Origin of the sequence: Sphingobium sp. PNB (assembly GCF_019873065.1) — a bacterium.
Taxonomy (GTDB): domain Bacteria; phylum Pseudomonadota; class Alphaproteobacteria; order Sphingomonadales; family Sphingomonadaceae; genus Sphingobium; species Sphingobium fuliginis.
In genome coordinates, this window is the sequence record NZ_JAINEZ010000126.1 from 1 (window position 1) to 11,003 (window position 11,003).

The window sequence follows — 11,003 nt, forward strand, 5'->3', positions numbered from 1 at the left end:
CTCGTCCCACCGCCCCCGCGCCGCCAGCAGATGCCCGCGCACCGCGCTGACCCCACCGCCCGCCGTCTCCGGCGGCAGGACCACCACTTCCGCCGCGTCGATCTGCCCGAGGTCGATCAGGCTGTTGACCCGCAGCAGCCGCGCCTCGGCATCGCCCGGATAGCGCCGCTCGAAATCGTCCAGATAGGCCAGCGCCGCCCGTGGCCGCCCGTCGGCCCGCGCCTGGTGGATGAGTTGCAGATACAGCCCTCGCGTGTCGGGCGCTTCCTCCGCTTCCCCCGGCGCGGCCGCCATCAGCATCGCCGCCAGCATCAACCGCCTCATTGCGACACCCCCCGCAAAGTATCGAAGATCGCCACCACTGGCGGCCCGCCCAGCACCACGAACAGGGCGGGCATGAAGAACAGGATCATCAGCACCACCATGCGCACGGTGATGCCGCCCATCGCCTCCCGCGCGCTGGCGACGCGGCGCTGGGTGAACTCCCGCACGAATTCGCGCAGGGCGGGGGCCAGCTCGACCCCCTGGAACAGCGCCTGGCGGAACAGCGCCGCCAGTTCCTTCGCCCCGTTCACCGCCACCCGCGCCGCCCAGCGGTCCAGCGCCTGCTCATAGCGCATGCCCCGGTCGAGATCGGCGACCAGCATCGCGATCAGCCGCGCATGGTGCGGCACCGCAATGGCCTCGTCCCGCGCAATGGCGCGGAAGCACTGGTCCAGCGAGATGCCGCTTTCCAGCATCATCAGCATCAGGTCCAGCAGGAAGGGAAATTCCGCCATGATCGCCCGCGCCCGCCGCGCCGCGAGCAGATGGATCGCCTGCTTCGCCCCGACATAGGTCAGGCCGGCGGCGATGACGATCAGCAGGGGCCGGGCAAGGAATCCGCCCCAGCCGATCCGCGAAACCAGCATCGCCGCCAGCCCCGCGCCGACCGTCGCCGCCATCCGCGCCCAGACGAACCGGTCCGCCGCCCGCGCATCCTGGAACCCCGCCAGCATCAGCCTGTCGGCAATCTCCGACCGGTCCCGCCCCCTGGCGGCGAAGGCCACGGGCAGGCGGAAGCCCGGCCGGTCGCCCGCCATGCCCAGCCGCGCCTCCAGCCGCCGGTCGGCCAGCAGCATCCGCACGCCCATCGCGGCGCAGGCGACGCCCAGCGCCGCGCAAAGGAGGAACAGCGCCCCCATCAGAAGGCCAGCCTCATCACCCGCCGCATCACCAGCATGCCCATGCCCTGCAAGACCAGCGCGATCGCCGCCAGCCGATGCCCGCGCGGATCGCGCAGGAAGAAACCGATATAATCGGGGTTCATCGCCACCAGCACGGCCATCGCCACCAGCGGCATGACGATCAGCACCCGGCCGCTGATCTTCGCTTCGGAAATGGCGGCCTTCAGCTCGCGCTTGATGCGGATGCGCTCGCGCAGGATGTTGGCCAGGTTCAGCAGCACCGCCGAAATCGACCCGCCATAGCGCATGTTCGTGCGGATCGCGGCGGCCAGCATCGATATTTCAGGAACGCGCAGCCGCTCCGCCAGCACCTGCATCGCATCGGCCACCGGCGCGCCCAGCTCCAGCCGCCTTGCGACCGGCGCGATATAGCTCCGCACCACGGCGGGCGCGTCGGCCAGCGCCCGGTCCAGCGCCTGCGCCAGCGAATTGCCGACCGCCTGCATCTGCCGCACCGCGTCGATATAATGGGGCAATGCCTCGATCAGCGCCTCCACGCGCCGCTGCGCCCGCCGCCGCACCCAGCCGACCAGCGCCATCGGCACGCCCGCCACCACCGCCAGCGCCGCCACCGGCCCCGCCGCCAGCAGGGCGAACAGCGCGATCAGCAGCAGCCCGCCGCCGACCATGCCCAGCGCCCGCGCCGTCACGTCGATCTGCGCCTGCGCCAGCAGCGGCGCCATCCGGTCCGGCGCCGCCAGCACCGCCGGGCGCGGCATCGCCGCGGTCGGGGCCAGTCCCAGCCGCCGGTCGATCGCCGCCCGCTGCCGCGCCTGCCGCGCCAGCAATGGCCAGCCGATCCCCATCAGGATCAGCAGCGACAATATCAGAAAGGCCGCCCCGCTCAGCACGGCCGCGCGCCCCGATAATCCCTCAGCCGCCCCGCGAAAAAGGGCCGCAACGACAAAGTGCGAAATTCCCCCGTCCCCGACAGCGCGGGCTGCTCCTGAAAGGCGAACAGTTCATTCAGCGAATAGGCGTCCCCCTCCAGCCCGGTGACTTCGCTCACCGACATCACCCGCCGGCTGCCGTTGGACAGCCGCTGCAACTGCACCACCACATGCACGCTGTTGGCGATGAAGCGCCGGATCGCCCGCACGTCACTCTGCACCCCGGCAAAGCCCAGCAGCATCTCCAGCCGCGCAAAGGCGTCCCTCGGACTATTGCCGTGCAGCGTCGCCATCGACCCGTCATGCCCGGTCGACATGGCCTGCAACATCTCCACGGCCTCGACGCCGCGCACCTCGCCCAGGATGATCCGGTCCGGCCGCATCCGCAGCGCATTGCGCACCAGTTCGCGGCTGCTCACCTCGCGGCTGCCGTCGACCGTCGGCGGCCGCGTCTCCAGCCGCACCACATGGCTCTGCCGCAACTGCAGTTCGGCGGCGTCCTCGATGGTGATCAGCCGCTCCCGGTCGCCGATGAAGGTCGACAGCATGTTGAGCAAAGTCGTCTTGCCCGCCCCCGTCCCGCCGCAGATCAATATGTTCAGCCGCGACCGCACCGCCGCGCTCAGATAAGCCGCCATGTCCGCGCTCATCATCTGCGCCGAAACGCAGTCCTCGATGGTCATGCTCTGCAACCGGAACTTGCGGATAGAGAGCGTCGGCCCATCCAGAGCCACCGGCGGAATGACGATATTCACCCGCGACCCGTCCGCCAGCCGCGCATCGACATAGGGACTGGCCTCATCCACCCGCCGCCCGATCGGCCCGACGATCCGCTGGATGATGTTCATCAGATGCGCGTCGTCGCGAAACCGCGTCTCGACCTTCTCCAGCAACCCGCCCCGCTCGGCATAGATATGCCCCGGCCCGTTGACGATGATGTCGTCCACCCCTGGATCGCGCAGCAGCGGCGCCAGCGGGCCCATGCCCGCCACCTCATCCTCGACATCCTCGATCAGCAGCAGCCGCTCCGCGCTGTTCAGCGCCATCTGCCCACGGCGGCTGCGGCTGGCGACGACCTGCTCTATCTCCTCGCGCAGCGCCCTCGGCCCCAGCGTCTCCGCCGTATCGCCCCGCGCCTCCAGCTGCTCGATCAACTGGGCGCAGGTCTGCGCCTTGGCGATCTGATAGATGTCGCTCATCCGCTGCGCCGCCGGCTGCGCGACAGGCGCCATCCGCACCTCCCGCGCCGGAATGAAGCCCTCTTCGCCGGTCAGCAGGCTCATGACGCACGCTGGACGACGCGCAGCATCGCCCCCCGCAACCGGTCGATCCCGCCGGGCTTCGGCGCGACCCCGCAAACCCGCCGGATCGCCGCCATATAGGCCCCGCCATCCGCCTCCATCGCCATCGGCCGCCCGGCGTTCAGCGCATTGCGCATCCGCGCCCGGTCGATGGGCAGCGCCAGCGCCGCGCCGACCCCCAGCGCATCCGCCATCCGCCGCCCATCCAGCAGCACGCCGGGCAGATGGTCCCACACCAGCAGCCGCATCGCCTCTATCCGCTCGCGCTCCGTCCCGATCCTGTCCAGCAGGCGGCGGCACGCCTCGATCTCGCAAATGGTCTGGCCGCAGAGCAGTTCGACCCGATCCGCCTCCGCCACCACCTCGCGCAGCAGCCCGCCATGGCGCAGGCTCCCCGCATTCAACACCACATGCCCGCAACAGCCCAGCAGCCGCCGGATCAGCGCCGCCAGGTCGCCCGGGCCCAGTCCTGCCGGTTCGGCGCCGGTCCCGCCGTCGAAGGTCAGCAGCATCAACCCGCTCGGCCCATGCCGCGCCACCGTGCTGGCCAGCAGGCTGGCGTCCAGCCGGTCCATGTCGCTGATCGCGGACGCCAGCCCATAATCGACGCCCAGGTCCAGATAGGTCGCCGCCGCGCTCGTCGGCAGGGTGCAGTCGATCAGCAGCGTCGATCCCCGCGCCGCCGTGGCGACGGCCATGTCCGTCGCCACCATCGCGCAGGCGTCGCGATCCGCTCCCAGCAGCAGCGTCAGCCGTCCCCGGCTGCCCCGGTCCGCCGCCGCCTCGTTCAACAGCCGCGCCAATATGGGGGCGATCTCCCCGCGCTCCCCGTCGCGCGGAACGACGTCGTGCACGCCGGCGCGAATGGCGCGCAGCAGCGGCCCCGCCTCCATCTCATCCGTCGCCAGCAGCACGGGCCGCCCGCCCGCGCCCGCCACCACGGCGCCGATCGCGACCGACAGGGCGCGCTCGGGCGGAATGGCGGCGCGGTCGATGACGATCAGCGCCGGCCCGTCCAGCGCCTCGCTCTCGACCGATTGCGCCAGCTCGACCGTGGCGCGGCCGCCCGCCGCTTCCTCGATGCGCTGCGCCAGCATCCGGTCGACCGACAGCAGAAGGATCTTCGCCATGCTCACCGCCGCACCACGCCGAAGGGCGCGCTGGACTGGTCCAGCCCGTCCGTGCCCAAAATCATGTCGCCTATCCCCGGATCGATGCCCGCCGTCGCCGCGCCGGGCAGGGGCGGCACCTCCTCCGGCTTCACCGGCCCCACCAGCCGGGGCGTGGCGACGATGATCAGCTCCTGCTTCTCCTTCTGGTTCTGCTGCCGCTTGAAGAAGGCGCCCAGCACCGGAATATCGCCCAGAAGGGGCGTCTTCTCCTTCGTCACCGTCTGGCTGGAATAGCTGAGGCCTGCGATGACGAAGCTCTGCCCGCTGCCCAGTTCGACCGTCGTCTCCGCCGACCGCCGCCGCAGCCCCGGCACGACATAGCCCTGCAACTGCACGCCATTATTATAATCGAGTTCGCTGACCTCCGGCGCGATCTTCAGCACGATATGCTCCTTCGACAACACGAAGGGCGTCACCGACAACCGCACCCCGAATTCCTTATACTGGATGGACAGCGTATTGCCGGACCCCGAAACCTGCGGCACCGGCACCGGAAACTCGCCCCCGGCCAGGAAACTCGCCTGCTCGCCGGACCGCACCAGCAGGGTCGGCTGCGCCAGCAGCTGCGACAGGCCGTTGGAGGACAGCGCGCTCAACACCGCCCCGATCCCCCGATTGGGGGCGGAGAGGAACAGGTTGAACGCATTCTGGATCGGCGCGCTCGCCTCCAGCGACAGCCCATCGGGATTGAAGGATGCGCTCCCCAGACTGCTGGGCGAAACGATCGCCCCCTGAATATCGCCGGAAAGCCTGGAGAAATTGAACCCCAGCGCCTTCAGCGTCGTGGCGGACACGGCGGCGAACTGCACATCCACCGCCACCACCTGCTCGCCCGCCCGGACCACCGGCGCGCTCGCCGCCGCATCGGCCCCCACGCGCACCGGCTCTCGCGCGATCAACCCGCCATCGCCGCCATAGACGCTGACGGTCGCCTCTCCCTCGCCGATCGCCGTCAGCCGCAGCGACCGGGCCGAAGGCGCGGCGACGGCCAGCACCCCCTCCCGATCCACCTCGACCCGCCCGATGGCGCGGGGGTAGGACAGGACATGCTGCTCCTTCACCCGCAACGCCGTCTGCGCCATCGCCCCCAAGGGCAAGGCCAGCGCGATCAACCCGGCGACCGGCCATAGAGCAGCGCGCCGCCCATAAACACCGTCATCCCAGCGTAAGCTGGGATCTCGTGAGGCCAGACCGCGCCCTATCGCCGGAGATCCCGGCTTCCGCCGGGATGACTGAAAACAAGACCAATCCGCGTCCCTGAACCGGATCGAAAGGCTCAACCCAAAATGCCCGGAATTCCTCAACGCCCGCCACTCCCCGAATAGATGGTCTCGCGCCGGTCGCCCACGACCAGTTCGATGGCATGCGCCGCCGGGCGGACCACGGCACGCGGCGCAGGCACCGCCACCACCCTAGGCGCGACCGGCGCGACCCCCGGCTCCAACCCGGCCGAAGCCGCGACGGCCACCGCCACCTGCGCGCTATCCGCCGGATTGCGCAGCGACAGCGTCAGCGCGCCCGTGCTTTTCGCCAGCGACAGCGTCGACACCTGCTCCGGCGTCAAGGCCAGCGTCACCGTCCGCGCAGGCGGGGGAGGGGCGGCCAGCGCCCCCTCCACGCCGTCATTGGCTCCGGACGCCTGCTGCGTCCCCACCACCACTTCACCGACGGCCAGAACCTGCACCATCTGCAACAGCGTCTGCGCCCGGCTGCGTCCGGCTCCCCGCGCCCCGCTGATGGCGTCCGCCCCCGGATAGACGACCTGCACATCCACCCGGTCGCCCGGCCGGACCAGCCCGGCCACGGCGATCTCCGCCGTCGTGTCGATGCTGATGGCGCGCATCCCCATGGGCACGCGAATGGCGAGCTTGCTTTCCATCCCCACCGCGTCGCGGGCGATGAGCGCCCCGGCCGGAATCTCCCGCGTGGCGACCTTCCCCACCACTTCGGCGGAGGTCGCGGCATAGGGAAAGCGCGCCGGATCGCCCGCCGCATTGCGGATCATGGCGGCGCTGATCGTCTCCCCGGTCCTGATCGCCCGCGCCGCCTGCACCAGCAGCGCGACCGGCGCGGCCACCCTCGCGGGCGCGTCCCGGCCCTCAACCGTCGCGGCGGAAGCGTTCCGCAATTCCCTGACGCCCAGCAGCAGAAAAGCCGAAGCGGCGGTCAGCCCGATGGCGATCGTCAGCCTGGCCCTCAAACCCAAACGCATCGCTTTCCCCCATGCGCATATTGCGTGAACGCAAAATGCTTCGACCGAGGGAATTCATAGGCTTTGGGCGATTGTCAGGGCATGAAAGAAGCAACCGGAACGGTGCAAAGTCATGGAGTGCGGACAGGTCGCGAAAAGCACGCTTTGCATATGGTGCCGCCGGGATTTTGCGTCCGCCTGCTACGCAAAAGCAGCCGCGATTGATCCGAACCGGTTCCGATTGCCCCACAATCCCCCGTGCTCCTGCCCTGGCTTACGCCCCCCTTCGGGCCGCAGGAGCACAAAGCAAATCAAACCGGGGAGTTCGCCCCCTCAGGCATCGACCGAAATCACTCCGCGCCGTATCTGATCCAGCTCGATGCTCTCGAACAGGGCCTGGAAATTTCCGTTCCCGAAACCCTCATTCCCCTTGCGCTGGATGATCTCGAAGAAGATCGGCCCAAACATATTCTCGGTGAAGATCTGGAGCAAAATCCCTTCGCCATTCTCCACCGACCCGTCGATCAATATCCGGTTCTTCCGTAACCGCTCCAAATCCTCGCCATGCCCCGGCACCCGCTTGTCGACCAGCTCATAATAAGTCTCGATCGTATCCTGCAACCTGACGCCCCGCGCCCGCAACTTCTCCACCGTATCGTAGATATTGTCGGTGGTCAGCGCCAGATGCTGAATTCCCTCGCCATGATATTGGCGGATGAACTCCTCGATCTGGCTCTTGTCGTCCTGACTTTCATTCAGCGGAATGCGAATGGCCTTGTCCGGCGCGATCATCGCCTGACTGAACAGCCCGGTCGCCTGCCCCTTGATGTCGAAATATTTCTGCTCCTCGAACCCGAACAGCGTGCGGTAGAACTGGCTCCACACCCGCATCTGCCCGCGCCGCACATTATGCGTCAAATGGTCGAGCAGATCGAGACCGACATTGTTCGCCGCCTCGGCCTCCCGCCACCCGGCAAACTCCGCCCAGCCCGCATACGGGTCTTCCCCATCCTTGATGAAATAGAGATAGGAGCCGCCAATCCCCTGGATCACGGTATCGTCCTCATCGGTCGGCTTCGCGCCATGCTCCAGCGCCCATTGCATCGCCGCCTCCGGATCGGCCACGCGAAAGGCCATGGCGCTCGCGGACGGCCCATGCTCGCCCCGGAAAGCCGCCACCCGCCCGGCATCGTCGCGGTTCAGCATCAGGTTGATGCGCCCCTGCCTGTAGCGGGTGATATTCTTGGTCGGATGCCGATGGCTCGCGACGAAGCCCAGTTGTTCGAACTGCCGCCCCATGGCTTCGGGATCGGGCGAGGTGAATTCCACGAATTCGAAGCCGTTCAGGCCCAGCGGATTGATGATGTCAGCCATGAAGGCAATCCTCTCGATTATGGAAAAGGCGCGATGCCCGCAGCGAAAACAGGATCGGTCTCCCGCGTCAGCATGCCATCTTCGCCCGCGCATGGTCCTGCGTGCCGCGATGATAGACCCGGTCCTCCGCCAGCACCGCATCGGGCGCCAGATCGCTCGCCCCTTCCAGCGCGCGATAGATCGGCCCAAAGTCGACGTCCGAAGTCCTGCGCAAAAGATCCTCGAAACTGTCGATGACGAAATAGCTCTGCTGATAGTCGTCGATCCGGTATTCGGTCCGCATCAACCGCTCCAGATCGAATCCGATCCGGTTGGGCGAAGCATCGTCCAGCGCGAACACCGACTCGCCAAAGGATGAAACGATCCCCGCGCCATAAAGCCGCAGGTCGTCGCCCCGCCGCATCAGCCCGAACTCCACCGTGTACCAGTAAAGCCGCGCGAGATGATCGATCGCCCCCATATGGTCGGCCCGCAACCCGCCTTCGCCATAGGCCTGCATGTAATCGGCAAAGGCCGGATGGGTCAGCAAGGGCACATGGCCGAACACGTCATGAAAAATGTCCGGCTCCTGCAGATAGTCGATCTGCTCCGGCTTGCGGATGAACCGCCCCGCCACGAAGCGCCGATTGGCGAGATGCTCGAAGAACACCCGATCCGGCACCAGCCCCGGCACCGCCACCACCTGCCAGCCGGTCCGCTTCATCAACCGCTCGGACAATTCGGCAAAGTCGGGAATCCCCGGCTTCGTCATCCGCAAAATATCCAGCCCATCCAGAAATTCCGGCACCACCCGCCCGGGCAGCATCGCCGCCTGCCGTTCGAACAGCCGGTCCCACATCGCATGCTCGTCGGGCGTATAGGCCGCCCAGTCCTGCGGAACCGTCCAGTCCGCAGCCGCGCCTTCGGGAAGTGTCAGTTCCGCATGTGCCATAGGAAAGCCTTATCGCACGCCAGACGGGAAAAGGGGTTTCAATTCCGCGCCCATTCCCCGTTTTCCTGAAACAGGATCATCACATCACCCAAAAATCTGAAACAGTGTCATCCCAATATTCCCGGCAGGTCCAACCCCTTCTCCCGCGCGCAAGTCCGGGCAATCTCATAGCCCGCATCCGCATGCCGCATCACGCCGGTCGCCGGATCGTTCCACAACACCCGTTCCAATCGCCTGGCCGCCGCCTCGGTTCCATCCGCAACGACCACCATGCCCGCATGCTGCGAATAGCCCATGCCGACCCCGCCGCCATGATGCAGCGAAACCCATGTCGCCCCCGAAGCCACATTCAACATCGCATTCAACAAAGGCCAGTCGCTCACCGCATCCGACCCGTCCATCATCGCCTCCGTCTCCCGATTGGGCGAGGCGACCGACCCCGAATCCAGATGATCCCGCCCAATCACCACCGGCGCCTTCAATTTTCCCTTCGCCACCATCTCGTTAAAGGCCAACCCCAACCGATGCCGGTCCCCCAGTCCCACCCAGCAAATCCGCGCCGGCAGTCCCTGAAAGCGAATCCGCTCCCGCGCCATGTCCAGCCACCGATGCAGATGCGCGTCATCGGGCAGCAACTCCTTCACCCTGGCGTCGGTCCGGACAATATCCTCCGGATCGCCCGACAGCGCGGCCCAGCGAAACGGCCCAACTCCCCGGCAGAACAGGGGCCGGATATAGGCCGGCACGAACCCCGGAAAATCGAAGGCGTTTTCGACCCCCTCATCCTTCGCCATCTGCCGGATATTATTGCCATAATCGGTCGTCGGCACCCCCGCCGCCTGAAAGTCGAGCATCGCCCGCACATGCACCGCCATGCTCGCCTTCGCCGCCCTAGCCACCGCCTCAGGCTCCCGCTCCCGCCGCTCGATCCACTCCGCCACGGTCCACCCGATGGGCAGATAGCCGTTCACCGGATCATGCGCGCTGGTCTGGTCGGTCAGCAGATCGGGCCGCACCCCCCGCCGGAACAGTTCCGGCAAGACCTCCGCCGCATTGCCCAGCAACCCCACCGAAACCGGCTTCTTCTCCCGGCAACTCTCCCCGATGATCGCCAAGGCCTCGTCAATCGAGGAAGCCGCCACATCCAGATATCCCGTCCGCAACCGCATCTCGATCCGGCTCGGCTGACACTCCACCGCGAGGCAGGAAGCCCCCGCCATCACCGCCGCCAGAGGCTGCGCGCCCCCCATTCCACCCAGCCCGGCGGTCAGCAGCCACTTGCCCGAAAGATCGCCCTGATAATGCTGCCGCCCCATCTCGACGAAAGTCTCATAGGTGCCCTGCACGATCCCCTGCGTGCCGATATAGATCCACGACCCCGCCGTCATCTGCCCGTACATGGCGAGGCCACGCCTATCGAGTTCGTTGAAATGCGCCCAATTCGCCCAATGCGGCACCAGATTGGAATTGGCGATCAGCACCCGCGGCGCATCCGCATGCGTCCGGAACACCCCCACCGGCTTCCCCGACTGCACCAGCAGCGTCTGGTCCTCCTCCAGCCGCGTCAGCGTCTCGACGATCCGGTCATAACTCTCCCAATCCCGCGCGGGCCGCCCGATCCCGCCATAGACGACCAACTCCTCCGGCCGCTCCGCCACATCGGGATGCAGATTGTTCATCAGCATCCGCAAAGGCGCCTCGGTCAACCAACTCTTCGCCCGCAGAACGGTGCCAATATCCGCCCGAACAACACGCCCATTATCGATCCGAGTCATCGAACATCCTTCCATATTCCCTCTCCCACCGGGAGAGGGAGGGAGCCGCGCAAAGCGCGGCGGAAGGGTGAGGGTGAGACGTCACCTTCACCCACCCCCTTCCGCAAACCGCAAACATCCCCCCAAAACCTCCCGAAGCACCG

The 11,003-nt window shown here is 67.3% G+C and carries 10 protein-coding genes; all 10 read right to left on the reverse strand.

Translation table 11 applies throughout. The features are described from left to right. The coding region (locus K7W03_RS25015) for a tetratricopeptide repeat protein (RefSeq protein ID WP_226870494.1) at positions 1-324 on the reverse strand (324 nt) is incomplete at its 3' end. Then, the gene (locus tag K7W03_RS25020) at positions 321-1,184 is read right to left on the reverse strand and encodes a type II secretion system F family protein (RefSeq protein WP_025551563.1); all 864 of its coding nucleotides are present in this window, start codon (positions 1,182-1,184) and stop codon (positions 321-323) included. The genes K7W03_RS25015 and K7W03_RS25020, both read right to left, overlap by 4 nt. Continuing rightward, positions 1,184-2,077, reverse strand: coding sequence for a type II secretion system F family protein (locus tag K7W03_RS25025; RefSeq protein ID WP_222887612.1), 894 nt, complete (start codon positions 2,075-2,077; stop codon positions 1,184-1,186). The genes K7W03_RS25020 and K7W03_RS25025 overlap by 1 nt, the downstream gene beginning before the upstream one ends. Next, the gene (locus tag K7W03_RS25030) at positions 2,071-3,399 is read right to left on the reverse strand and encodes a CpaF family protein (protein ID WP_025551566.1); all 1,329 of its coding nucleotides are present in this window, start codon (positions 3,397-3,399) and stop codon (positions 2,071-2,073) included. The genes K7W03_RS25025 and K7W03_RS25030 overlap by 7 nt, the downstream gene beginning before the upstream one ends. Further along, on the reverse strand, positions 3,396-4,547 hold the full coding sequence (locus tag K7W03_RS25035) for an AAA family ATPase (protein ID WP_103001776.1): 1,152 nt from the start codon (positions 4,545-4,547) through the stop codon (positions 3,396-3,398). Before K7W03_RS25035 ends, K7W03_RS25030 begins: the two co-directional genes overlap by 4 nt. Positions 4,548-4,549: 2 nt before the next feature. Further along, on the reverse strand, positions 4,550-5,671 hold the full coding sequence (locus tag K7W03_RS25040; protein ID WP_044662947.1) for a type II and III secretion system protein family protein: 1,122 nt from the start codon (positions 5,669-5,671) through the stop codon (positions 4,550-4,552). Positions 5,672-5,889: 218 nt separating this feature from the next. Beyond that, entirely contained in the window at positions 5,890-6,801 is a 912-nt protein-coding gene (cpaB, locus tag K7W03_RS25045; RefSeq protein WP_065847675.1) for a Flp pilus assembly protein CpaB, read from the reverse strand. Positions 6,802-7,113: 312 nt separating this feature from the next. Then, the gene (gene hppD / locus K7W03_RS25050) at positions 7,114-8,154 is read right to left on the reverse strand and encodes a 4-hydroxyphenylpyruvate dioxygenase (protein WP_025551574.1); all 1,041 of its coding nucleotides are present in this window, start codon (positions 8,152-8,154) and stop codon (positions 7,114-7,116) included. A gap of 67 nt (positions 8,155-8,221) precedes the next feature. After that, positions 8,222-9,085: a phenylalanine 4-monooxygenase gene (gene phhA, locus K7W03_RS25055; RefSeq protein WP_025551576.1), complete on the reverse strand. Its 864-nt coding sequence runs from the start codon at positions 9,083-9,085 to the stop codon at positions 8,222-8,224. Between the two features lie 107 nt (positions 9,086-9,192). Beyond that, the gene (gene hutU, locus K7W03_RS25060; RefSeq protein WP_065847677.1) at positions 9,193-10,860 is read right to left on the reverse strand and encodes a urocanate hydratase; all 1,668 of its coding nucleotides are present in this window, start codon (positions 10,858-10,860) and stop codon (positions 9,193-9,195) included. Between the last annotated feature and the right edge of the window lie 143 nt (positions 10,861-11,003).